Annotated in this window: 18 protein-coding genes and 1 tRNA gene; 10 read left to right on the forward strand and 9 right to left on the reverse strand. The window is 66.9% G+C overall.

Annotated elements, in window-relative coordinates; translation table 11 throughout:
• Position 1: 1 nt before the first annotated feature.
• From ACWEFV_RS16405 to ACWEFV_RS16430, 6 genes are all read right to left on the reverse strand, one after another.
• Positions 2-2,668, reverse strand: a complete 2,667-nt coding sequence (locus tag ACWEFV_RS16405; protein WP_450070945.1) for a hypothetical protein — start codon at positions 2,666-2,668, stop codon at positions 2-4.
• Positions 2,669-2,683: 15 nt separating this feature from the next.
• Positions 2,684-6,235, reverse strand: coding sequence for a tubulin-like doman-containing protein (locus ACWEFV_RS16410; protein WP_450070946.1), 3,552 nt, complete (start codon positions 6,233-6,235; stop codon positions 2,684-2,686).
• Positions 6,235-9,201: a VWA domain-containing protein gene (locus tag ACWEFV_RS16415; protein WP_450070947.1), complete on the reverse strand. Its 2,967-nt coding sequence runs from the start codon at positions 9,199-9,201 to the stop codon at positions 6,235-6,237. The genes ACWEFV_RS16410 and ACWEFV_RS16415 overlap by 1 nt, the downstream gene beginning before the upstream one ends.
• 3 nt (positions 9,202-9,204) lie before the next feature.
• Positions 9,205-9,759, reverse strand: a complete 555-nt coding sequence (locus tag ACWEFV_RS16420; protein WP_135451347.1) for a hypothetical protein — start codon at positions 9,757-9,759, stop codon at positions 9,205-9,207.
• Between the two features lie 445 nt (positions 9,760-10,204).
• The gene (locus ACWEFV_RS16425) at positions 10,205-10,585 is read right to left on the reverse strand and encodes a DUF4190 domain-containing protein (RefSeq protein WP_450070948.1); all 381 of its coding nucleotides are present in this window, start codon (positions 10,583-10,585) and stop codon (positions 10,205-10,207) included.
• A 697-nt stretch (positions 10,586-11,282) separates the two neighbouring features.
• Positions 11,283-11,732 carry a YiiD C-terminal domain-containing protein gene (locus tag ACWEFV_RS16430; RefSeq protein WP_450070949.1) on the reverse strand — a complete coding sequence of 150 codons (450 nt, stop codon included), beginning with the start codon at positions 11,730-11,732 and terminating at the stop codon, positions 11,283-11,285.
• Between the two features lie 70 nt (positions 11,733-11,802).
• On the opposite strand from ACWEFV_RS16430, the gene ACWEFV_RS16435 reads away from it, so the two are divergent.
• Positions 11,803-12,348 (forward strand): TetR/AcrR family transcriptional regulator, encoded by a 546-nt coding sequence (locus tag ACWEFV_RS16435; RefSeq protein ID WP_450070950.1) that lies wholly within the window; start codon positions 11,803-11,805, stop codon positions 12,346-12,348.
• Between the two features lie 484 nt (positions 12,349-12,832).
• On the opposite strand, the gene ACWEFV_RS16440 is transcribed toward ACWEFV_RS16435, so the two are convergent.
• A tRNA-Leu gene (locus ACWEFV_RS16440) sits at positions 12,833-12,915 on the reverse strand.
• Positions 12,916-13,189: 274 nt separating this feature from the next.
• Between ACWEFV_RS16440 and ACWEFV_RS16445 the strand changes: the two genes are divergently transcribed.
• From ACWEFV_RS16445 to pknB, 7 genes are all read left to right on the forward strand, one after another.
• Positions 13,190-14,644 (forward strand): FhaA domain-containing protein, encoded by a 1,455-nt coding sequence (locus tag ACWEFV_RS16445; RefSeq protein WP_450070951.1) that lies wholly within the window; start codon positions 13,190-13,192, stop codon positions 14,642-14,644.
• A 131-nt stretch (positions 14,645-14,775) separates the two neighbouring features.
• Positions 14,776-15,243, forward strand: a complete 468-nt coding sequence (locus ACWEFV_RS16450) for an FHA domain-containing protein FhaB/FipA (RefSeq protein ID WP_029110475.1) — start codon at positions 14,776-14,778, stop codon at positions 15,241-15,243.
• Between the two features lie 85 nt (positions 15,244-15,328).
• Complete coding sequence (locus ACWEFV_RS16455; RefSeq protein ID WP_450070952.1) at positions 15,329-16,861, forward strand: PP2C family protein-serine/threonine phosphatase; 1,533 nt, start codon at positions 15,329-15,331, stop codon at positions 16,859-16,861.
• Positions 16,858-18,273, forward strand: a complete 1,416-nt coding sequence (locus tag ACWEFV_RS16460; protein WP_450070953.1) for an FtsW/RodA/SpoVE family cell cycle protein — start codon at positions 16,858-16,860, stop codon at positions 18,271-18,273. Before ACWEFV_RS16455 ends, ACWEFV_RS16460 begins: the two co-directional genes overlap by 4 nt.
• Positions 18,270-19,748 (forward strand): D,D-transpeptidase PbpA, encoded by a 1,479-nt coding sequence (pbpA, locus tag ACWEFV_RS16465; protein WP_450070954.1) that lies wholly within the window; start codon positions 18,270-18,272, stop codon positions 19,746-19,748. Before ACWEFV_RS16460 ends, pbpA begins: the two co-directional genes overlap by 4 nt.
• On the forward strand, positions 19,745-21,022 hold the full coding sequence (locus ACWEFV_RS16470) for a protein kinase domain-containing protein (protein ID WP_135459698.1): 1,278 nt from the start codon (positions 19,745-19,747) through the stop codon (positions 21,020-21,022). The genes pbpA and ACWEFV_RS16470 overlap by 4 nt, the downstream gene beginning before the upstream one ends.
• On the forward strand, positions 21,019-22,890 hold the full coding sequence (gene pknB / locus ACWEFV_RS16475) for a Stk1 family PASTA domain-containing Ser/Thr kinase (protein ID WP_450070955.1): 1,872 nt from the start codon (positions 21,019-21,021) through the stop codon (positions 22,888-22,890). The genes ACWEFV_RS16470 and pknB overlap by 4 nt, the downstream gene beginning before the upstream one ends.
• Here the strand turns inward: pknB and ACWEFV_RS16480 are convergent.
• Together ACWEFV_RS16480 and ACWEFV_RS16485 are read right to left on the reverse strand one after the other, a co-directional pair.
• Positions 22,868-23,542, reverse strand: a complete 675-nt coding sequence (locus ACWEFV_RS16480) for an aminodeoxychorismate/anthranilate synthase component II (RefSeq protein ID WP_450070956.1) — start codon at positions 23,540-23,542, stop codon at positions 22,868-22,870. The two genes, pknB and ACWEFV_RS16480, sit on opposite strands and share 23 nt — an antisense overlap.
• 17 nt (positions 23,543-23,559) lie before the next feature.
• On the reverse strand, positions 23,560-24,309 hold the full coding sequence (locus ACWEFV_RS16485; protein ID WP_450070957.1) for a DUF881 domain-containing protein: 750 nt from the start codon (positions 24,307-24,309) through the stop codon (positions 23,560-23,562).
• Positions 24,310-24,403: 94 nt separating this feature from the next.
• Between ACWEFV_RS16485 and crgA the strand changes: the two genes are divergently transcribed.
• Positions 24,404-24,688, forward strand: a complete 285-nt coding sequence (crgA, locus tag ACWEFV_RS16490; RefSeq protein ID WP_029110467.1) for a cell division protein CrgA — start codon at positions 24,404-24,406, stop codon at positions 24,686-24,688.
• A 155-nt stretch (positions 24,689-24,843) separates the two neighbouring features.
• Positions 24,844-25,260, forward strand: a complete 417-nt coding sequence (locus ACWEFV_RS16495) for a PH domain-containing protein (protein ID WP_450070958.1) — start codon at positions 24,844-24,846, stop codon at positions 25,258-25,260.
• Positions 25,261-25,331 lie beyond the last annotated feature (71 nt).

The following is a 25,331-nucleotide window of genomic DNA, read 5'->3' on the forward strand; positions in this document are numbered from 1 at the left end:
GTCAGAACACCATGTCCTCCCCTGGCGGCACATCAAGTTCGGTGCGTCGGACCATCGTCGTCGGGTCGTCGTCGCCACCGGCGATGGCAACCGGTATCTCGAACAACGCAAAATTGTACGGCGGGAGACCGTCGCTGGCCTGCACGACCACCGCCCGATATCCCAGCCCGCCGCGCACCACGACGGCTTCGTCGATGGCCACCCCGGACCGCCCGGCAGTGACCGCGGCGTTGGTGAACAGCGACGCGTCGAACGGAGCCGCCCGGTCCGGCCGGTGATCGACGAACCCCGCATTGAACTGCTGCGCCGGGATGTCACGGCCGAACGTCGGAACCCGCACCGTGCCGGTCAGTGCATCGGACAGGGCACCGGGCCGGCCCGCTGCCTCGTCGGTGAACATCTGCTCCACCCGGGCCCACAACGCGTCGGCCCCGGTCGGACGCACCCGCCCGGACATCACGGCCGCCGACCACTGATCCAGGCCCGACGACGTACCCACCCCGGGCTGCCGAAACAGCGCGATGGGCTCCTCACGCAGGCGGGCGGCTGCCTCGGCCAGCATGTCTTCCCACGGTTTCGTCAGCCAACCCAACGAATAGAGCCTCCGCTGGATCCCGTGGACCGCGTTGTCAGCCTGATCCGGCGACGGCGTGGCAATGCCGACCTGCGTGGACCTGGGCAGTCCGTCGACCAGAAAGCCCGCGGCGCGTTGGCTCGGCGGCGGCGGCCCAAACGGCGCCCGCAGCACCGTGCCCAACGTCCTGCACCAGGCCAGCAGCTGTCCGTAGGCCGAGGTCATTCGGCTCAGATCCTGCACGGCGGTACGCAGATTGGCGTGCATCATCTCGAGTTGGTGTTGCTGAGATTTTCGCAAGTTCATCTCGGCGAACAGATCTCGCTGACTCAGCAGGAACAGCGCCAACGACACGAGGACGTAGATGAGGATCACCGCGGCGCCGGTGCTCAGGGCGAACTTCCAGCTCACCCAGTCGGCGGCGGCGATGCCGATCAAAGCCAGCAGCACCACGAACACCGCGACGGTCAACGTTCGCAGGATGATGCTGATGACGGCCTGGCGTTCCCGAAGGCGCTCGTCGACGGCGTCGCGGTTGGCTATCGCCTGGATCTGCGACACCATGTCGGTCACCTCGGACCGGGCACGCTGCATGAAATCGGCCAGGACCGAGCTCACCTGCCAGGCGTAGCTCCGGGTCGCGGCTGCCTGCCAACGATCCAATTCGGTGCCGGTGTTGCGGGCCTCCACCCCGGCGGCCGGATCGGAGTAGGCATTCTGCAGGCGTTCTCGCACATTGGCCGCGCCGAGCACGTCGGCGCCCTCGACCTCGCCGACGCCGATCACCGCTGCCAGTGAGGTCGGGATGCCCCGGAAGTGACCGGCTGGGCTGGGCACCACGTCCTCGGCGTTGAACACCACGCCGACCGCAGAACCCACCGCGACGGGGTCGAGCCCGGCCGCCCGCCGCCCCCCATCGGCCAAAGTCAATGCGCCGTTGGCGAAGTCGGTCCACAACCCGGTCAGATCCTGCTGCTGGACGAGCCCGTCCTGACCGCCGTTCAGTGCCGTCTGCAGTGTCTCTGCGCTGCGGTTGAGGTCCTGCCAGTCGGCTTTCGTCGCGTCGGCGACCACGGCGAATGCCGAGTCGGTGCGCCCGAACACGGTGCCCTGCACCGTGCTGGCCACCACCGAGGTGACCGAACCCATCACGGCCGAGAGCCAGGCTGACGGAGCGCTGCGCAGTGCGGTGCCCATGAACTTGAGGAACATCTTCATCGCGGCCCAGATGGAGATCGTCTGGGTCGGCCCGGCGTCGACGGCCAGGCGCGGTCCCCGCAGCACGTCGCGGTGTTTGGTCCACAACGCGCGAGCCATGGACTGTGTCGCCGTGGGAACGTCTTCGATATAGACCACCGGGACCTGACCGCCCTGCGGCAGGGGCAGCCGACCGGTCGGATCGAAAAGGTGTGTGCGCAAGCTCTCTTCGACGGCAGTGCTGTCCAGCCTGCGGTAGAAGGCGCGGACGGCCCGCACCGTCTGGCCGGGCAGGATCTCCAGAGCGTCGAACGGGCTCCGGTCCAACCCGGCCCACAGGCCGCTGATGCCGGCCACCACCGGCGCGGTCTGCTGGGCCACGTCGGCCGGATCGGTGAGTCGGTTCCATGGCACCGCACCGAGTCCGGGCGCGGCCGAATCCTCCGGTGCGATCAGCAGGTTGTGCCAGCCTTCCAGCACCAACGCCAGATCCGGTGTGGTCGGAGCGGAGTTTCCCGGGGTGATCAGAAGCCGTAGGAGGCTGATCGGCGCCCCCATCGCGCTGCTGCGCACACTTTGCTCGACCGCCTGCTCCGTTTCGAGCGGTACCCGCTCGGCGCTGGGCGCCTCGATCGGCACCAAGACCGTGATCCGGATCCGGTCGTAACGCTCACCGGTCAGAAGCTGTTGCAGCACAACGGGTCTGGCCTGACCGTCCTGGATCATGGTGGCCGGGGTGGAGGGACCGCCCACGTCTTCTGCTGCCACCCAGGCGAACGGGTGGAGCAGTCCGACCGCCGAGTAGTCGGCCAGCACCGCGAGGATTTCCTCGGTGTGCTTCGGCGGTGCCAGCAGCACGGTCAACGCCCGCGGCGGGGCCGGGGGCTGTGTTCCCATGGACGTCGACATCGTTTAGAAGGTCCCGCCGTCCGGAATCACGACCGAGCTGCCACCGTCGTCCAGGAACGTGGCCGCGCCGGCGTGCTCGCCCCTGGCCAGTGCCTCGGCCTCGCGCTCGAGCAGCTTGATCAACATGTCGGTGGCCCAGAAGACATCTGGCGCCAGATCGCGGAAGATCGGCGTCTTGGCCGCCTTGGACCGGGTCGTGATCGTGGTGAACGCCCCCTCGGGTGCCGCACCGGGCATGTCCGAGGGCAGATACTGCGCCGCGACGTCTCGGACGTTGCTCAACCAGGTTTCGGCGGCGCTGCGCCGTTCCTCGGTCGTCTGCGCCGCTGCGATCGGCCCCACCCGGGAGGTGACGCCCCGGCCCGACACTCCGGTCTGGAGGAATTCACGAAGCAACCCGGCGGCTGACAACTCGACGATGCCGCTCGCCGGGTCCTGGCTGTGCGAGTCGTAGAGCTCACGCAACACCTGGTAGGGCCGCAGGGACCGCATCACCGGGGGTTCATGCGAGGTGGCGATCGCCAACAGGATTCCCTCGAGCACCGCCGGGAGCCAGTCGTACGACGCGGTGAACGCCGACGGCGGGGTGAGCAGCGGGTTGGGGAAGTTCAGCCACTGGTTGTCGTTGCCGTCGAAGATCCGCACCGGTTCGGTGTACGGCGACGCGGGAATCTGGATGCGGCCGAGGATCTGGCCCAGGAACCAGCCGGCGGTCATGGTGCGCCGCTCGTCGTCGGTCATCGGCAGCGATGCCGCCAGCGGACGCGACCGCCGGTAGCGCCAGAACTGTCCGCGTCCGGGTCCCGCGGTCTGGGCCCACTGCTGCGCCGCCGGTTTGAGCACCGAATCGAACGCCAGCGGTGAGTAGTTCGGGTAGGACCCGAAGATGTCGATGCGGGTGACACTGTCCTCGTCCGACAGCGACCGGCCGTAGTTGTCCTTGGTGGCCTGGTCGATACGCGGATTGGACCGCAACACGTCACTGAGCGCCTCGGCCACCGGTTGCCCGGCGAACGGGATCTCGGAGAACTTGTATCGGTACTCGACCTGCTGGCCGGGGTGTACCCGTTGAAGTGCCTGGTCGTTCACGCTGGCCAGCGGCCGGGCCAGGGACAGCGCCTCGCTGAACTTGGTGGCGATGTCCTGGCGGCGGTTGTTCAGTTCGGATTCCGAGGCGCCGACGCCCTGCACGAAGTCGCGCAGCGACACCTTGCAGAAGACCTCGAAGGCCTCCCCCGGGCGCGCCACGTACAACCGGGCCCGGGACAGCAGTTCGGCGGGCCGCGTGTGAATGTCGAACTGCGCCATCGACGGCACGCGTGGTCTGCCGGTCTCCGGGTCGGTTCCCAGGGCGCGGGTGACCCAGCTGGCGGTCAGCTCGACGAGCCCGCCGGGAGCCGACACACCGCCGGTGGTCTGCCACTCACCCATGATCACCCGGGTAGTGGCGTCCTCGACGGCGTTGCGCAGCGGGATCATCGCGTGCGCGCCGCCGACTGCCTTGGGCAGGTCGGCTTCGTAGCGTTGCTTGAACGCCGCGGAACTGATCAGCAGCACCTCATTGTTGGCCTCGGCGAACCGCGACGGCACGAGCTCGTCGGCATCCGACGGCCAGGCGACGTACTGATCGGTCGACAACCGGGCCAATCCGATGTCCGAGGGCGGTTCTGAACGAGCCTTCTCGAGCAGAATCATCGCCTCACCGAGCGATTCCCGAAGGGGCGCAAGCAATTCGGCGCCCATCACGCGCATCACGTCGGCAACGCGGGCGGCGGCATCGGCGAAGAGCTGGCGGCGCACGTTGGAGCGGAAACCGTCCAGCGCGACCCCCAGCACCTGGTCGGCGTTGGTCATGGTGCCGTGAAGGGACCGCAGCGCCGCGTCGACCTGCGGCGGCACCGCGACGATGTCCGGCGGGCCCATGGACCCGAGCTGCGCCAGGCCCGGCGCCAGCACGTCGTTGATATGGCGGCGCAGCCGGTCGACGAGCTCACGGGCATACGGCAGACCGAGGGTCGCCGCGGCGCGGCCGACCATCACTCGGACCTGTTCAGAGAACTCGTTGTGCCACGCGTAGGCCATCGCGTAGCCCGTCTCGGCGCAGGAGCGGGAAAGATCGGCACGCCGGTTGAGCACCGCCTGACGGAAAATCGGCACCCACTGGTCGGCCGACATCCCTTGCGGATTGGGCAGATAGCCCCGCAATTGGCGTTCCACCAGACCGTTGACGGCCCCGACGACGGCTTCGGGTGCGAACGCCCCGTTGGCGATCCAGTTACCCAGAACGCCGACCCGGGTCTGCTCGTCGCCTGCCTGATCGGGGATGCGCAGTTCACCGCAGTGCGCATGCCACTGGCTGCTCAGCAGGCTGTCGAGCTGCTCGTTGCTCGACGCCGGGTTGCCCGGCTGGACGTGGCCGAAGAGAAGTTTGTCGGCGGCCGCACGGGCGAGCCGCTGCGCTGCGTACTCCGCATACCGATCACGGCCCATCGACAGACTGGAGAAACCGTATGTGCCCCAAGGCAATACATCCCACGCCGAGATGCCCCAGCCGAGGACGTCACGGTCACCGACCGGCGACGCCGTGTTGCCGAGGTCGTAGGACACGAACTGGTCGCTGGCCTTGCCACTCATCATCAGCCCTGCCAGACCGCGGGCCAGGCCGCGGTACACGGCGTTCTGGGAGCCGTCGCCGAACAGGGTCCGATCGGCGCCGATGTACCGGCCGACCGGGAACACGCGGGCGAACGGGATCGGCTCGCCGTCACCGTGGTGCTGGCCCAGGGCCCGCAGGATCCGCACGTCGTGCTCGCGGGCGGCGCCGGCCTGGCTGGCCACGATCTCACCCAGCATGGCCAGCGCATTGGCCCGCACACCGGTGCGCGCGCTCTCCGGCAACGAATCGAAGATGTCGGGCGTCACCATGAAGACACCCATCAGTTTCGGGTCCAGCCCGGTCACCAAGGTGAGCAACCGGCAGACGTCCAGGGCCATCGAGGCGCCGGCACCGCCGGCCATCGAGGACACCACCAGCACCAGCGGCGGTTCGTTCGGGTCGAACCGACCCATCCCGGGCACGCTGGCCGAGGCCATCTCCGAGATCGTCTCCACCCGGAACAACGCATCCCAGGACGACTGCAGCCGGGCGTGAATCTCGCTGGCCTTGCTCAGCGTGATCATGCGGCCGATCGCCCGGTACTGGCCGGCACCGGCCGAGATCGGGTTGGTGACCTCCTGCGGATTGCGCGGAGCCCAGGTGGCGACGGTATCGAGGGCGCCATCGGCAGCCAGCCGCTGCGACAGCGCACCGTCGAGAATTGCATAACTACTGCCCTGGGGACCGCACCCGATGTAGCTGCCGCCCTGGGCCGGAACGTTCGCCAGGCCCTCGGGCCCCGATTCGGCGGCACTGGGCACATCGATGTGCACGAACTGCCAGCCCGCCAACAACTTGTCGATGCCTGCGGCGTGTAGTTCAGAGCGGAGCTGATCCATCATGAACGCCAAAGTGGCGCCACCGGAACCACCACATCCGACTACCAAGAAACGGCGCATCAGGCTCCTCCACCAAACGGGTCGAACGGATCGGGGTCATATTGCTGAGGGCGCCCCTGGGGCGCCGGGGGTCCCTGCTGCCCCTGTCGAGTATCGCCAGGTGCACCGGGTTGTCGGGCGGGTGGGGGCCGGTTCCCGTCCGGCTGATACGAGTGCGGCACTTGCTGTCCCGACTCATACGGACCGGCACCCGGCCCCTGCGGCGCGGGGGGCATGCCGGCTCCGAACGGATCGGGGGGACCAGATGCCGCGGGGGGCCCGTACGCCCCGCCGGGCGCCTCCATCGGTGCCTGGGGTCCGCCGAACGGGTCGTATCCGGCAGGGGCAGCGCCGTGTCCGGCCTCACCGAACGGTGACGCACCCTGGTCCTGATCGTCGTGGGGCGACGCGACTCCGGCCTGTACCGCACGTAGCCGCAGGCCGTTGAGGAGCTCCGGCAGCCGGCGGCCCACCTCCTCGAAGATCTTTTCTCTGGCTGCGGTGTCGGTGTTGCCGCTGACCAGCAGCAGCACCTCCGCGCGATTCGACGGTCCCCGCGGATCGTGCAGCACCACCCAGGTGTTGTGCACGGCCAGCGGCAGCACCGCGTGCAGGCCGGTCTCGTCGCTACCCGGCAACTCCGAACCGACGCTGACCAGGTTGCCCGCGTCCACCGTGACCCGGCCTGCACCGAAGGGACTGCGGCCCATCACCGCGTTGAGAGTCACCCCGAGCACCGACAGCCTGCGCACACCTTCGGTCAACCCGGTGACCGGCTGGATCAGATCGGAATCGACCATCGCGAACGGATTCCCGTCGCGCAGCGCCATGTCGTTGTTGACCTCGACGTGGATCCGTTCGGCCAGCAACGGCGTATTCGGGATCTTGGTGACCCACCACTTCGACAGGTACAGCAGGCCCAACGGAATTCCCGGCCCGAGCAGCAGCGCAGCGATCAAAACCAGCACGAAGTTGGTCTTGTTCAGCGGCTTCAGCAGCGACGCGGCAAACTGCACGTCGACCACCTGGCCGTCATCGGGATTCTCCAACGAGGCCACATGCACCGGGACGGTGCCGTTCAGACCGCCATGTCCGTCCTGGTCGGTCCGCAACGTGACCTGCAGTTTCTGGGTCTGATCTTTGTCGAGCTTGAGACAGTTGCCCGACGAGTTCTGCGCCGCGGTCACCTTCGGGTCGCCGATTCCCTCCGGGCCAGCGATCACCTTGACGGGCTCACCGTCGGCGATCCAGACACACCCCGGCCCCGTGACGGTCAGTTCCGCAGTGGCGCCCTGGGCCGCCTGTACCGAACCGAAGTCGATCCGATCACCGATGGTGGGCAATCCCACCTTGGGCTGGATCTGCACCGGCAGGTCCCGCGTCTGCTGCGACAGTTTGGTGCCGGGGGCGATCTGCACGCCGGCCGGATCCATCGCCGGTGCGGTGGTGATCCCCAGCGACATCTTGAGCGTGGCGCGGCCCGGGGCGGCCTTGGACAGATCCACGCTCACGGGGACTGCGATGTTCTCCTTGGGCGTGGCATCCATCAGCACTATCGGCTCGGCGCCCTCGGGTACGAGTTGAACGGTCATCTCGGCGGTACCGGCGAGATCCTTCGGTGACACGGCCTGGCCCTTGCCGTCGACCAGGCCGAAAGTCAGATCGTCGATCTTCGCGCCGCTGCGCCACTTGATGGCATCGCCGTTGGTCAGCGCAGGGAAGATGTCGGTGGTGATGTGGATGTTCACCTTCGACACCGCATCGGGATGCGCGCTGCTGGGATCGACGTAGGTGATCGCCCACTGGCCGGCCCACTCACCGCCGCCGCTGGTCATCGCAATGGTCTGGGAGGTGTCGGAGAGCCATTCGTAGCTCACCGGGGCACCACCCACCTGGAGCTCGACCTTGCCGTCCTTCTTCGGTAATTCGACGGTGGCTCCCGACGGGGAAACCAGATAGGGCACCACACCCGGGACGTCGCCGGAGCCCAGGATCGTCACCGATTTGATGGAGCGGTCCAGCACGAAGTTGTGCCGGGCCTCCTCACACAGCTGCCCCTGACATACCGGTCCCTGGGAGTTCACCCCGGGTTCGGGGTTGAGCTTGTCGAACGCGAACAACATGTCGTCGATGTTCGACACCGGATAGAAGTCACCGGGGACCGGATCGGTGATGTCCCCGCACTTCATGCCGTCCAGCCCTTTTCCGGTGCTGATCGCGCTCATCACGTCGAAGTCGCCTGGTGAGGCCTCGGCGCCCAGGCCGATGCCGAGCATCACGATCCCCGATGACCGCACCTGGTCGGCAACTCCCCCGCCGCGGCAGATCGACTCGACGGCCCGCTGCCTGGCCTGATCGATGCCGCCCTGGTTGGTCAGGTCGACACCTTCGGCGTAGGGCTTGGCCACCTCGCGCGGGGTGAAATCGATCTTGCCGTCGGAGAACCAGGCCACCGCCTGACACCGCTGACCCGAGTCGGCGCCGGCACCCGCGCCGCCACCGCCGCGGGCGGCCAGAGCCTGCCGAGCCCCATCCAGTGCCATCCAGTAATCGGTATCGATACCGGTGTTCTTCGATTTCAGACTCGCCAGTTGGTCCCCTACCGAATTGGCGCTCGCCGCGGTGAGCGGGGTCCAATCGTGTTCGGGCGTATAGGTGTCGGAAAAGCCTGCCGAGGCCACTTCCAGTTTGGCGCCGACCCGATCGGCAAATTCGCCGAGCGTGCGCAACAGGTATCGCGCCGCGTTCACCCGATCGCCGCCGGGATCGCTCTGCTGCAGGCTGCTCGACTCGTCGAACAACAGCAGTAGGTCACCGGACTTCTGCGCGCCCACACATGCGCCGAACCGGGCTGCCCCGCCGGTGGCCGTTTCGGCCGACGCCACCGGCGCCGACCAACCCATCACGACGACCGCAGCGGCCGAGGCGACCGCGACCAAACCCTTCGTGCTCGCGCGCGCAGCCGAACGCAAGATCCCCCTCTTCATTCCTTAGAACCTGCCTGCCCATAGCGCGATCTGCCACGCCCCGATCGCAATGCCGATCAGGCAGGCCGCCAACACCACCCAATACAGAGTTTCCGTCCAACCAGGTGCCGAATAGATGGCCTCGGTCCGCCGACGCGTATCGACGCGGGTGTAGACCGCCAATGCTCCGATGGCGACCGGTCCTGCCAACAGCCACCCGGCCAATGCGGTCAGCAACCATGGGCCTGCCACCGCCCCGACAATGGCTATCACCGCACCCAGAACCGCCAGGCCCAGCGCCACGCCGAACCACACCAGCGGCGGCCCGGCCGTCTTCAATGCAGTCCCGCCGAGTGTCGCGGTGGATTGCCCGAACACATCCTGACCGTGCGGCGTCGGTGCGGCACCGAATATGTCCTGCGGCCCGGACGGCTGGGGAGCCTGCGCCGGGGGCTGGCCGGCCCACGGGTCGAAACCGGCCTGCGCCGGCGGTCCCGCAAGACCCGGCGGTGCCGATGGCGGGCCCTGGCGCTGCGGCGGGCCGAAGTCGCTGAAATCAAACGGATTCGGATTGGTCATGACGACACTGATCCTCCCATCTGCGAACCCGTCAGCCAGACGCCAGACGTCGCGCGGATGCCATATCGATGCCCCGCCGCGACCGTAAGAGAGATCCCCCGCGCTGGATTGTCCGACTCTATCGGAAACATCGTGCTGCCCCCCGCCGCCAGCTAATCCCTTTCGGGAGGCACCGCACCATCCGCGCGACCCCCGCATGCTTATCAAACTTGTGTCGAGTTGTTGCCGGAGTAGTCCGATTCCCGGTGGTCGAACACGAGCGGCGACCGCGGCCGTCTGGCACGGCATCACACGTGGATCTGGTCATCAGCATTCTTCGGCTTTCGGGGCGTTGGTAAGACTGTCACCGAATTCGGTTGTCCGCACGCGATCGCCTGCCCGGAAACGTCGAGCGCGGCATGGTCGTCCTACTCGCGCTGGGCCTGTTCGGCGGCGTTACACGGACCTAGCGTGTCGACATCAACCACACGACCAACGCGATGATCAGCAGAAACATCATGACAAAAGACACGGTCACGCCGATCAGTGCGCGTTCGCGGCCGGGCTGACCGGTCTTACCGATCTGGTAGAGCGCGACCTGCCCCATCACGGCCCCAACCGGAGCCAGGATGAACGCGAACACGACCGACAGCGTGGCCAGGGCGTTGACTTCCTGCTGATACGGCGCGTGCCCGGGCGGCGGCGCCATGCCGTAGCCGGAGGCGATGATCGGCGGTCGGTATGCGGACTCCTGCGGTAGGCCGGAGAATCCACCCCGTCCGGCGAAGAGGTCACCGTCGGATGGAGATGTCGGGCCATCCCCGTACCCGCCGGACGTCACGGACATGCCCCGGCTTCGCTCGAGTAGCGATCTGATCGAGTTTCTCCGGCTTGCCCTGGCCGCCGCCGAATACCGGACAGCGCCATGGACTGCTCCGTTTCCTCGTGATCTCAACCGGTCGAACCGAGCCTAACCCGGCGATCACGGACCGCTGGACACCAAATAAATGGGTATCGACCAGCCGGTCCAGACCAGCGGAAGGACCACGCCACCCCGGTGGCCATACCGGCTACCCCCGATGAGATTCGGCCGACGACGAGCTCACGCATTCCGCACATGTGGGTCCAGCAGCTATGACAGGCGCAGAACCCGAACACTGGCTGGCATTGATCGCAATAGACGGCGTTGCATTGCCTCTAGCTATGCCCCGGGCCGATCACATTGTCGACTCGCCGTTGCTGCCGTCTGAAGTCGATTGATATTTCACATAGCTTCAGAGCTTGGCTGGCCTCTGTGAATGCGGTTCGTGTTTGTTCGCATTACGCGTTAGCAAGTTCTCGTCGGACACCAACATCGGCCGACCGGTGGAGTTAAGCGACGAGCGTGCCGTTTTCGAGAACGACAGAATTGGTTTCTGTGCTCCGTTCTTGCGAAATCTTCACCTGCTTGCGACACACCCCCTTAAATGCCGCGCAGCATATGGCCTCAGTACATCGAGCAGAAAGCGTTCTCGCCCACCGAACTCTGTGTCAGGGCCACGGATTTAGTCGGATTCACGTGGCGGTCGCAAGCTGACAGTGAAGTCGCATGTGCCTGTGTGCGTGTTTTCGGCATCCGTCAGGGACACCCGAACCACGGCGTCGCATCCACGGCCAGCGCGTAACTCTTGGCGCATGAGTTCGACTGTGCCCTCGTCAAGCTTGGCGGTAGCAGAGATGCCGCCGCGGGCCGGCCGACTGTATTTGATTGTGGCGTCACGGATCACGGTATATGCGCCATGGCCATCAGCCCCGGCTGCGATTACGGCAGCGCCGGCGCCGGCGACTTCGGCGACGCCGTAGATCACAGGTGCGTTCACATGGTTGTTGTGATTGAGATGTTCAGGTTTGGGTCGACGCAGGATCACCTGGAGTGTGCCATCCGGACCGAACTCGGTGTCCAAGTCAAGCCAGCCGATCCACGGCATCTTGGTCATTGCCTCAGTCGCTGCCATTACACGGTCCTCTCAGAGTCATCCCTGCACGACAAGACTAGAGCACTGCTCTAGTCGATACTCTGTGGCGGTGGACACACTTCGGCCACCACAGGCTCTGCTGCAAACAGCGCTGGTCATCGTTGATCGCGACGGAGTTGACGCGTTGACTGTGCGGGCGTTGGTCCGGGAGTCCGGCATCAGTAACGGCAGCGTCTATCACCACGTTGGGTCGCTGGATCGGCTCCGCGCGCTCGTGGCTGACGAGGCGGTGCAGGACTGGTCCAATTCGTTCCTTACGGCCCTGCATGCCGGCGGTTACGCGTCGGCGGTAGCAGCCGACCTAACTTGGTGCCGACAGCATCCTGCACTGGCCGAACTCCTCGAAACAGAAAGGAGGCATGGCCGTCTCGGGCGCAACGCAATCCGCTTCAGTCAGCAGCTACGTCGATGGCTGGATGACCGCCAGCTAGCGCTCGGCGCTCCTGCCCACCTTGTTTCAGCGATCGTCATCGGACCCCTGACAGAGCTGCGGCGGATCACCCGCGACACCGCCCCACCCTCGGCCGCGGACCTCGATGCGCTCGATGTCGCTGTCACTACAGCGCTCCGGGCTCTCAACGACATTGCTCGCTGATCGTCTCTGCCAGGGGCGCACGCGAACGCCGGATGGTGAAGCAATACTTCGGTCACGGTTTACGGCCGCTGGATCACTTCATCGAATTTGTTGTTATCGCTTGCTTCATCGTCACCTCCCCGCCTGACACTTTCTCTCAACCGGTCACAGGTGTGGGTGTGACCTATGCAAGGAGCGCGAAGAATCCACTTCTGTGATGCCAAACACACGCGCGCCGCGGAGAAGCTGTCGCCGGAGCTACTCACAAAACCGCAACAAAGAAGAACAGCGCGACGACCATGGCCTGGTAAGGGCGCGGGGATGGAGCCGCCGCCTCGCCGAGGAATCGGTCTACACGCCCGCAGCCCGACCGATAAGCTCACTTTCGGGATTACCCGGAACCGAGTCCCGCCACTGAAGACCAGACCCATACCAAAACACAAAGGTCGCGAACCCGATTGGGCTCGCGACCTTTGTGTGTGCGGTTCATCTGAACCGCTCTCTGTGGGCGAAGGGGGACTTGAACCCCCACGTCCCGAAGGACACTGGCACCTGAAGCCAGCGCGTCTGCCATTCCGCCACTCGCCCGAATGACCGAGGGAGCGTAACACTGCGAGCGCGCCGTTCCCAAACCGCCCGATCAGCGGGCCGCCGGAGCGGCCGTCAGACTGTCAGAAGATCCTTAAGCTCATCTAGATCAGGTCACTGACCTGCATTGACCGAATTCTCAGAGTTCTGTTGGTCCCGCATTACGGCACCAGGCCGATACCATGCTTGTGAGCAGTGTGGCCAGAGCGACACGCGGGAGCACGGGTGGCCGTGCCGAGGCGACGAGCGACAACGAGAAAAGGCGGGCGGTGACATGGGTCTGGTCGACCGCATCGAACGCAAACTCGAGTCGACCGTCGGCGATGCGTTCGCCCGGGTCTTCGGCGGCTCGATAGTGCCCCAGGAAGTAGAGACGGCGTTGTGCCGGGAAGCCGAGTCCCGGGCCCGTACCGTGGCCGGTGGTCAAGTTTTGGCACCGAACGCCTACGTAATTACGCTCAGTGGCACTGACTATCAGAAAGTAAGCGCCGATACTGACCTGACCTCGTCCGCGTTCGCCAAGCATCTGGGGGGATTCATTCGTGATCAGGGGTGGCAAACGTATGGTGATGTGGTCGTTAGATTCGAGCAATCATCGAACTTGCACACCGGACAGTTCCGCGCACACGGCGCGGTTAACCCCGATTCGACCGCTGGCGAATCCGCGCGAGCCCGAGGCGACCAAGCGTTCACCGCAGAATCAGGAGAACCACCTATGACCGATAACCCGAATTACCGCGGCGGCCAGGGACAAGGGCGGCCCGGCGACGACTATTACGACGACCGCTACGGGCCGCAGGACGATCCCCGCGGTGGCCAGTACCCGCCGGATCAGGGCGGCGGTTACCCCCCTCAGGACCAGGGCGGTTACCCCCCGCAGCGCGGCGGCTACGGCGCCGAGCGCGGTGGGTACCCCGAGCAGGGCGGCTACCCCGACCAGGGCGGGTACCCGGATCAAGGCGGCTACCCCGACCAGGGCGGCTACCCCCCGCAGTCCTACGAGCAGCAGCGTCCACCCGCCGGCGGCTACGGCGGCCAGCAGGGCGGCGGTTATGACCGTGGCTACGGCGGCCAGCAGGGCGGCGGCTACGGCCAGCCCGCTCCGCCCGCCCAGCCCGCACCGGGCGGTCAGCCCGGTTACGGCGCCGGCGAGTACGACTACGGACGTCAGGACCCACGCCAGGGCGGCGGCTACCCCGAGCAAGGTGGGTACGCCGGCGGCCAGCAGCCCTACGGGCGCCAGGAGTACGGCCAGCAGCAGGATTACGGCCGCGGCTACGCCGAGCCCCAGCAGGGCGGCTACCCCGAGCAGGGCTACGGCGAGCCAGGTTATGGCGAGCAGGGCGGCTACGGCGGCGGGGAGTACGGCGCACCGCAGGGTGGCCAACCCGGTTACGGCGGCCAGCAGGGCGGGTACGGCGGCGGCGACTATGCCGCCGGCGGCGCCGCGGTCACGCTCCAGCTCGACGACGGCAGCGGCCGCACCTACCAACTGCGCGAGGGCGCCAATGTGATCGGCCGCGGGCAGGACGCCCAGTTCCGTCTCCCCGACACCGGCGTGTCACGACGGCATCTGGAGATCCGTTGGGACGGGCAGGTCGCGTTGCTGTCAGACCTCAACTCCACCAACGGCACCACGGTGAACAACGCACCGGTGCAGGAGTGGCAGCTGGCCGACGGCGACGTGATCCGGCTGGGCCATTCCGAGATCATCGTGCGCGTGCACTGAGCGTCTGAAACCGGACACACCTGAGTGGCAAGCACCCCGCTTCGCCCTCACGGCGATCGGCGTCCAAGTATCGTGACGTTGCCGACGGTAGCTGAGCGATACCAGTGGGGCGGATACGGAGAGGACGTCAGATGCAGGGGTTAGTGCTGCAACTGACGCGTGTCGGTTTCCTCCTGCTGCTGTGGCTGTTCATCTGGTCGGTGCTGCGTATCCTGCGGACCGACATCTATGCGCCCACGGGCGCGGTGATGGTCCGCCGGGGGTTGGCTCTCCGCGGTTCCCTGCTTCCGAGCCGGGACCGACGGCATATCGCGCGGCAATTGGTGGTCACCGAGGGCGCACTGGCCGGAACCCGCATCACGTTGGGTGCCCAGCCGGTGCTGATCGGCCGTGCCGACGACTCCACTCTTGTGCTCACCGATGATTACGCTTCGACGCGCCACGCCCGGCTCTCGCCACGAGGTTCGGAGTGGTACGTCGAGGACCTAGGATCGACCAACGGCACATACCTTGACAGGGCGAAGGTGACAACAGCGGTAAGGGTTTCGATCGGAACACCGGTTCGAATCGGTAAGACGGTAATCGAGTTGCGTCCGTGACGCCGCGCACGCGAGGAGCAGATCGGGCACTCCGCGCGCGAGGAGCAGGATCGATACCGCGCATGCGAGGAGCGCGAGACACACTATGACCCTCGTTCTCCGATACGCCGCGCGCAGTGATCGCGGATTGGTTCGCGCCAACAATGAGGACTCGGTGTACGCCGGGGCGCGGCTGCTGGCGCTGGCCGACGGCATGGGTGGCCATGCCGCGGGCGAAGTGGCCTCACAGCTGGTCATCGCGGCGCTCGCGCATCTCGACGACGACGAGCCCGGCGGCGATCTGCTCAGCAAGCTCAATACCGCGGTCGGCCAGGGCAATGCCGCGATCGCGGCCCACGTGGAGGCCGACCCCGAACTCGACGGCATGGGCACGACGCTCACCGCGATCCTGTTCGCGGGCAACCGGCTCGGCCTGGTCCACATCGGCGATTCCCGCGGCTACCTGCTGCGCGACGGTGAGCTGACCCAGATCACCAAGGACGACACGTTCGTCCAGACACTGGTCGACGAGGGGCGCATCACCGCCGAGGAGGCCCACAGCCATCCCCAGCGCTCGCTGATCATGCGGGCGCTGACCGGACACGAGGTCGAGCCGACCTTGATCATGCGCGAGGCCAAGGCCGGTGATCGTTACTTGCTGTGCTCGGACGGTCTGTCCGATCCGGTCAGCCACGAGACCATCAACGAGGCCCTGCAGATCGAGGATGTCGCCGAGAGTGCCGACCGGCTGATCGAATTGGCGCTGCGCGGCGGCGGCCCGGACAACGTGACCGTGGTGGTCGCCGACGTCGTCGACTATGACTACGGGCAGACGCAGCCGATCCTCGCCGGCGCGGTATCCGGAGACGACGACCAGACCGCACCTCCGGACACGGCCGCCGGACGGGCCTCGGCGTTCAATCCCCGCCGCAATGAACCCAAACGCGTGGTCCCCCAGCCGGCCGAGCCGGATCGCCGGCCGCGGTCGCGTCGCCGGATCCTCATCGCCGCTGTGCTGCTGGTGCTGGTGCTCATCGTGGGGCTGGCAATCGGTCGGGAGATCATCCGCAACAACTATTACGTCGCCGAACATCAGGGCACGGTGTCCATCATGCGCGGGGTCCAGGGCACCTTCCTTGGCATCTCGCTGCAGGAGCCGTATCGCCTCGGCTGTCTCAACGCACGCAACGAACTCTCGCTGATCAGCGCCGACCAGGAGCGCAGCCGCCTCGACTGCCGGTTGATGGCGGTCGATGACATGCGGCCCTCCGAACGGGCCTCGGTCCGGGCCGGTCTGCCCGGCGGCACCCAGGACGAAGCCATCCAGCAGATCAACGATCTGGCCCGGAGCTCCGTCCTGCCGGTGTGCGTAACGCGCACCGCGCCCACGACGACGTCGAAGCCGACCCCAGCACCCAGCCCGTCGCCGTCGCCCTCACCTGGCGCCGTGCCGGCCCCGTCCCCGACGCCCAGCGCGGAGCCGCCGGCCCCCGAGACTCCCGCACCTGAATCACCTGCCCCCGGGGTTCCCGGGAGCGCCGCTGCCCCGCCCCCGGCACCGCCGTCACCGTCACCGACGGTCACCGCGCTGCCTCCCCCACCACAAGAACCGGGGAAGAACTGCCGAGCGGTGTCATGACGACTCAGCCCCAGTCGCCGGTTACCGTCACGCCGCCGCTACCCAATCGGCGCAATGCGGAACTGCTGCTTCTGGGGTTCGCGGCCTTCATCACCACGGTCGCGCTGCTGATCGTCGAGGCCAACCAGGAACAGGGCCTGAACTGGGATCTGGCCCGCTACGTCATCGCGTTCATCGTCCTGATGGGCGCCGCGCACCTGGCCGTGCGCCGGTTCGCGCCCTATGCCGACCCGCTGCTGCTGCCGGTCGTGGCACTGCTCAACGGGCAGGGCCTGGTGATGATCCACCGGCTGGACCTGGCCAAGGGTGAGACGGCCTCCGACGGGCTCGGCGGCACCGCCAATCAGCAGATGATGTGGACGCTGGTGGGTGTCATCGGGTTCTCGGTCGTGGTGGCACTGCTGACCGACCACCGCATGCTCGCCCGGTACGGGTACATCTGCGCGCTGACCGGCCTTGTGCTGCTTGTCATTCCGGCGTTGTTGCCGGCGAAGTACTCCGAGCAGTACGGCGCCAAGATCTGGATCCAGTTCCCGGGCTTCTCGATTCAGCCCGCCGAGTTCTCCAAGATCCTGCTGCTGATCTTCTTCGCAGCGGTGCTGGTGGCCAAGCGTGATCTGTTCACCAGCGCGGGGAAACACTTCTTCGGGCTCGACCTTCCGCGACCCCGCGACCTGGCTCCCCTGCTGCTGGCCTGGGCGGCCTCAGTGGGTGTGATGGTTTTCGAAAAGGATTTGGGCACTTCACTTCTGCTGTATGCGTCGTTCCTGGTGCTGGTCTACGTGGCTACTGAGCGACTGAGCTGGGTGGTCATCGGACTCGCCTTGTTCGCCGCGGGAAGCGTTGTGGCATACCAGGTTTTCGGCCATGTCCGGGTGCGGGTGGAGACCTGGCTCGATCCGTTCGCCGATCCTGACGGCGCCGGCTACCAGATGGTGCAGTCCCTGTTCAGTTTCGCCACCGGCGGCATCTTCGGCACCGGTCTGGGCAATGGACAGCCCGGGACCGTGCCCGCCGCGGCCACCGATTTCATCATCGCCGCGATCGGCGAAGAGCTCGGATTGGTCGGGCTGGCAGGCGTTCTCATGCTTTACACGATCCTGATCATCCGCGGCATGCGCACGGCGATCGCGGTGCGCGACAGCTTCGGCAAGCTCCTGGCGGCCGGGTTGGCCTCGACGCTGGCCATTCAGCTGTTCATCGTCGTCGGCGGCGTCACGAAGCTGATCCCGTTGACCGGCCTGACCACCCCGTGGATGTCCTACGGCGGCTCCTCACTGCTGGCCAACTACATCCTGCTGGCCATCCTGGTGCGCATCTCGCACGCCGCTCGCCGGCCCATCACCACCACCCCGACGCCGAACCCGACCCCCATCGCCGCGGCCAACACCGAGGTGATCGAGAAGGTATGAACACCTCCCTGCGCCGGGTGGCAGTCACGATCATGGTGCTGATCGTGCTGCTGTTGACCAACGCCACCATCACCCAGGTCTTCACGGCCGACGGGTTACGCGCCGACCCGCGTAACCAGCGGGTGCTGCTCGACGAGTATTCGCGCCAGCGGGGCCAGATCACCGCCGGCGGCCAGCTGATGGCCTACTCGGTGGCCACCGACGGCCGGTTCCGCTTCCTGCGCACCTACCCCAACCCCGACGTCTACGCCCCGATCACCGGGTTCTACTCGCTGGGCTATTCGAGCACCGGGCTGGAGCGGGCCGAGGATGCCATCCTCAACGGCTCGGACGAGCGCCTCTTCGGCCGTCGGCTCGCCGATTTCTTCACCGGCCGCGACCCGCGCGGCGGCAATGTCGACACCACGATCAACCCGCAGGTGCAGCAGGCGGCGTGGGACGCGCTGCAGCACGGCTGCAGTGACGGCCCCTGCAAGGGCTCTGTGGTGGCCCTGGAGCCTTCGACGGGCAAGATCCTGGCCATGGCGTCGTCCCCCTCGTACGACCCCAACCGGCTCGCCACACACGACCTCAACGCGCAGAGCGAGGCCTGGCAGCAGTTGCGCGACAACGAGCAGTCCCCGCTTCTCAACCGCGCCATCGCGGAGACCTACCCACCGGGCTCGACGTTCAAGGTGATCACCACCGCGGCGGCCCTGCAGTCCGGCTCCACCCCGGACACCCAGCTGACCGCGGCGCCGCGGATCCCGCTACCCGACAGCACCGCCACGCTGGAGAACTTCGGTGGGGCCTCGTGTGGGCCCGGACCGACCACCTCCCTGCGCGAGGCGTTCGCCAAATCGTGCAACACCGCCTTCGTCGAGCTGGGGATCAAAACCGGGGCCGACAAGCTCAAGGCCACCGCCCAGGCCTTCGGGCTCGATACTCCCCCGGCGGCCATCCCGCTGCAGGTGGCCGAATCCACCACCGGACCCATCTCCGACGGCGCGGCGCTCGGTATGTCCAGCATCGGACAGCGCGATGTCGCGTTGACTCCGCTGCAGAATGCGCAAGTGGCCGCGACCATCGCGAATGACGGCATCGCCATGCGCCCGTATCTTGTGGATAGCCTAAAAGGACCCGACCTGACCACGATCGCCACCACCGCCCCCGCCCAAGAGCGCCGGGCGGTGTCACCCCAGGTCGCAGCTACACTTACGGACTTGATGGTCGCCGCCGAGCAGGTGACTCAGCAGAAGGGAGCCATCGCCGGCGTGCAGATCGCTTCGAAGACCGGTACGGCAGAGCACGGGACGGATCCCCGTAACACTCCGCCGCATGCCTGGTACATCGCATTCGCACCGGCCAGCGACCCCAAGGTCGCGGTCTCGGTGTTGATCGAGGACGGCGGGGACCGGTTGTCGGCCACCGGCGGCGCACTCGCCGCCCCGATCGGACGCGCCACCATCGCGGCGGCGCTACGGGAGGATTCATGAGTCCCCGGGTTGGAGTCACGCTGTCCGGGCGGTACCGGCTGCAGCGACTGATCGCCACCGGCGGTATGGGTCAGGTCTGGGAGGCCGTGGACTCGCGGCTGGGCCGGCGCGTCGCGGTCAAGGTGCTCAAGGCCGAGTTCTCCACCGATGCCGAATTCGTCGAGCGGTTCCGGGCGGAGGCCCGCACCGTGGCGATGCTCAACCACCCCGGCATCGCCAGCGTGTACGACTACGGCGAGACCGATATCGACGGCGAGGGCCGCACCGCGTATCTGGTGATGGAGCTCGTCAACGGTGAGCCACTGAACTCGGTGCTCAAGCGGACCGGACGGCTCTCGCTCCGGCATGCCCTGGACATGCTCGAGCAGACCGGACGCGCGCTACAGGTGGCCCACACCGCCGGGCTGGTCCACCGCGACGTCAAGCCGGGCAACATCCTCATCACCCCGACCGGCCAGGTGAAACTGACCGACTTCGGCATCGCCAAGGCCGTCGACGCCGCCCCGGTAACCCAGACCGGCATGGTGATGGGCACCGCCCAGTACATCGCGCCCGAGCAGGCCCTCGGCCACGACGCCACCGCTGCCAGCGACGTCTACGCGCTGGGAGTCGTTGGCTACGAATCGGTTTCGGGCAAGCGTCCATTCACCGGCGACGGTGCGCTGACGGTCGCGATGAAGCACATCAAGGAGACCCCGCCGCCGCTGCCCGCGGATCTGCCGCCCAACGTCCGCGAGCTGATCGAGATCACCCTGGTGAAGAACCCGGGGATGCGTTACAAGTCGGGCGGGCCGTTCGCCGACGCGGTCGCCGCGGTGCGCTCCGGCCGCCGTCCCCCGCGTCCCAACCAGGCCCCGACTCTGGGCCGGGCCGCTCCGGCCGCGGTTCCCTCGGCCGCCCAGGCCCGCGCCGCGGCCGAGCTCACCGGCCGCACCCCGGTGACCGCCACCCGGGCCAGGCCGACCACCGCCGCCCACCGGCCCGCACCGGCTCCGCGGCGCACGTTCTCGTCGGGTCAGCGGGCCCTGTTGTGGGCCGCCGGGGTACTCGGCGCGCTCGCTATTGTGATTGCCATCCTGATCGTGCTCAATGCACAGGATCGCAAGGATCAGCAGCAGTCACCACCGCCCACGGTCACCGACACGGTGACCCAGACGACGCCTTACCAGACCCCGGCAGCGTTGCCGGACCTGGCATTCCACGTGATCTTGCCCAGAGAAGCCGGGGCTGACGCTCCGGCCACCTCAGGGGCCCCGGAACAGATACTGCGATGACGACGCCTCAGCACCTCTCTGACCGATATGAACTCGGTGAAATTCTCGGCTTCGGCGGCATGTCCGAAGTCCACATCGCACGCGACACGCGGCTGCACCGCGATGTCGCGGTCAAGGTGCTGCGGGCCGATCTGGCCCGTGACCCCAGCTTCTACCTTCGGTTCCGCCGTGAAGCACAGAACGCGGCCGCGCTGAACCACCCCGCCATCGTGGCGGTCTACGACACCGGAGAGGCCGAGACGCCCAACGGTCCGCTGCCCTACATCGTCATGGAGTACGTCGACGGTGTGACGCTGCGCGACATCGTGCACACCGATGGGCCCATGACGCCGCGCCGCGCGATCGAGGTCATCGCCGATGCCTGCCAGGCGCTGAATTTCAGCCACCAGCACGGCATCGTGCACCGCGACGTCAAGCCGGCCAACATCATGATCAGCAAGAACAACGCTGTGAAGGTGATGGACTTCGGTATCGCGCGGGCCTTGGCCGACACCGGCAACAGTGTCACGCAGACCGCCGCGGTGATCGGCACCGCGCAGTACCTGTCGCCCGAGCAAGCCCGCGGTGAGACCGTCGACGCCCGTTCCGACGTCTACTCGCTGGGCTGTGTGCTCTACGAAATGCTCACCGGGGAACCACCTTTCATCGGTGATTCACCGGTGGCGGTGGCGTATCAGCATGTTCGCGAGGATCCGGTCCCGCCGTCGCAACGCCACGCCGGCATCTCCCCGGAACTCGACGCCGTGGTGCTCAAGGCCCTGGCCAAGAACCCGGACAACCGCTACCAGACCGCTGCCGAGATGCGTACGGACCTGATCCGCGTGCACAGCGGTGAGGCCCCGGAGGCCCCCAAGGTGCTCACCGACGCCGAGCGGACGTCGATGATGAACTCCGGGCCGATGCTGGCCCAGGGCGGCGGGGTGCCCACCCAGAACATGGTCGTGCCCCGCCCGGCCGACCGCAATGCCTCGATCGCCCGCTGGTTGATCGCCGTCGCGGTGCTGGCGGTGTTGACCGTGGTGGTGACGGTGGCGATCAACATGTTCGACGGCACGTCACGCGATGTGCAGGTGCCCGACGTGAGCGGCCAGCGTTCGGCGGATGCCGTTGCCGCACTGCAGAACCGCGGTTTCAAGACCCGCACCGAGCCCAAGACTGACAACAAAGTGGCCCTGGGTGTCGTGATCAACACCGACCCGGCGGCCAACAGCATGGTGGCCGCCGGCGATGAGATCACCGTGAACGTTTCCGCCGGACCCCAGCAGGCTCAGGTGCCCGATGTGGCCGGGTTGACCCCGTCCCAGGCCCGCCAGAAGCTCAAGGACGCCGGGTTCGAGAAGGTCAAAGAATCCACCAGCCCGTCGACACCCGAACAGAAGGGCCGGGTGCTCGCCACCAATCCGCCGGCCAACCAGACCGCGGGGATCATCTACGAGGTCACCGTCGTGGTCGGTTCAGGCCCGGAGGACACTGCGGTTCCGTCCTGCACCGGCCAATCGGTCGACGTGTGCAAACAGATCCTCACCGCGTCGGGATTCACCAACACCGTCGTGATCGACGTCGACAACACCGCACCCGCGGGCCAGGTGGTGGGTACCGAGCCGCCCGCCGGGACGTCGGTGCCCAAGGACACCCCGATCCAGATCCATGTCTCGAAGGGCAACCAGTTCGTCATGCCCAACCTGGTCGGGCAGTTCTGGGATGACGCCTACCAGCGCCTGAGCGCGCTGGGCTGGACCGGGGTCCTGGACAAGGGGCCGGACGTGCGCGACAGCGGTCAGCGGACCAACGCGGTCGTCACCCAGAGCCCGTCCCCGGGCACCGGGGTGAACTTCGGCGCGAAGATCACACTGAGCTTCGCGTCGTAGCCGCCGCCACGGCGCGGGCCACCTCGGCCTCGAGCGTGGCCACCAGGCCTTCCTCGGGAGCGGCACCGCACACGCCGAGCCAATTGGCCAGCATGCGGTGCCCGCCCTGGGTGAGGATCGACTCGGGGTGGAACTGCACACCGTGAATCGGCAGCTGTCGATGGCGCACGGCCATGATGACGCCACCGTCGGTCTGCCCGATGACCTCGAGCTCATCGGGCACGGTCTCGGGCAGGATCGTCAGAGAGTGGTACCGCGTCGCGGTGAACGGATCCGGAAGGCCCTTGAGCACGCCGGCATCGGCGTGATGCACGACGCTCGTCTTGCCGTGGAGCAGTTCGGGCGCCCGGTCGACGGTGCCCCCGAACGCCACCCCGATGGCCTGGTGCCCGAGACAGACGCCGAGTAGGGGAGTGCCGGCCGCGGCGCACGCGCGCACCAGCGGAATCGTGGCTCCGGCCCGTTCCGGCGTGCCCGGGCCCGGGCTCAGCAGGACGCCGTCGAAGTCGGCCGCCACCTTGGCGAGGTCGGCTTCGGTGGCCAGGCGATCGTCGTCGTTACGCCACACCTGCGCGTCCACCCCGAGCTGACCCAGATACTGGACCAGGTTGAACACGAAGCTGTCATAGTTGTCGACGACCAGAACCTGCATCGGGCCAGGTTACCGGCTCAGTAGCCGACCGGGCCCGCGGGTTTCGCGTAGCGCATCCGCAGTGGCTCGGTGTGCCCTACCAGGTCGACCTCGGCGCGCGGCTCCTCCGCATAGCCCAATCCGAACCGCACCACGTACTGCTTGTAGAGGGTGACGTTCGGGGCGGCCGCCAGCGCGGCCTGCATGGCGGAGGCATCGCCGATCGCGGTGATCACGTAGGGCGGGCTGTAGGTCCGTCCGTTGAGTAGCAGGGTGTTGCCGACGCACCGGGGTGCCGACGTGGCGATGATGCGTTGGTCCTGCATCTGGATGCCCTCGGCGCCGGCACTCCACAGTGCGTTCAGGACGGCCTGGATGTCCTGTTGGTGCACCACGAGGTCGTCGGGGGAGGCGTCGCGGGGAAAACGGCCCTGGGCGTCGCGCTGGGCGTCGTTGAGCGTGACGACCAGGCCGGGTCCCCGCATGGGCACGGTGCCCGCGTCGACGGCCAGCTCGGCGGAGCGCCGGGTGATGGCCCCGAGCGCCGCGTGTGATCCGGGGGATCCGCCGTGATGGCTGTCGATCTCGGTCGACAGCGAATCGCGCTGGACGGTCAGCCGGTCCACCGACTGCTGTGCCTCGCGCACCAGGTCGACGAGGCGCGGTGCGTCGCTACGGCGAATCTCGTCACCGCCCGAGACGCCGTGGGTAGCGGCCAAGAGCAAGCCGGCGGCCAGGCAGACGACCGGGACGCCGAAGCGCCACGGGGATCGATCCGGTTGGTCCATCGCAGTCTCTCCTGGACGTGCAGCTACGTTAGGCTCGTGAGGCATCCTGCCTCATCGTCGCACCGTGTGACGCCGACTGTCCGCGAAGGTACCCATGCCCAAGTCCAAAGTCCGTAAGAAGAACGATTTCACCATCAAGGCGGTGAGCCGGACCCCGGTCAAGGTGAAAGCCGGGCCGTCGAGTGTGTGGTTCGTCGCGCTGTTCATCGGCCTCATGCTGTTCGGCCTGTTGTGGCTGCTGGTGTTCCAGTTGGCCGCGACCAACCCCGTGGACACCCCATCCTTCCTCCAGTGGATGGCTGACCTGGGTCCGTGGAACTACGCGATTGCCTTTGCCTTCATGATCAGCGGGCTGTTGCTCACGATGCGCTGGCGATAACCCCGGACGACGTAATAATGAATTCATCTTACGTTTTCAGCGTTACCGGTTCAGCAACCTTGGCGATGCTCAATCACATCGTTGTGATTCATCCCCATTGGGGATAGCACCTGTGGATAACTCCATTAGTCGCGGTAAGAGGGTGTGAAGAGCCCGTGCAGCAAACTCATTGGGGACCACCTGCTGCCGGAGTCGCTGGTTGCGGCATAGCCGGACTTATGATGGCTATCGCAGCTGTGACCCTGATCACAGACCCGCCCGGACGTGTTCTTGCCGGCATAGCTGGGGTGGGATTGCTCACGTTCGCAACATTGTCGTGGCGGGCACGACCCAAACTGGCAATTAACCAAGACGGTCTCACGGTCGCCGGGTGGTGGCACACCCGGACATATCGCCGGAATGAGATCCGGACGATCCGCATCACCGAGTTCCGCCGGATCGCCCGCAAGGTCCGCCTGCTGGAGATCGACACCGTCGACGACCGCCTGGTGGTCCTCACTCGCTGGGATCTCGGAACGGACCCTCTCGACGTCCTGGACGCGCTCACACAGGCCGGTTTCGCGGCCGGGTGAGGAATGGACCCCACACAACACGCGACGCCCCCGACTACGGGGGCGTCGCGCATTTGTAGGTGCGGGGTCTG

It is taken from the genome of Mycobacterium sp. NPDC004974 (assembly GCF_053600815.1).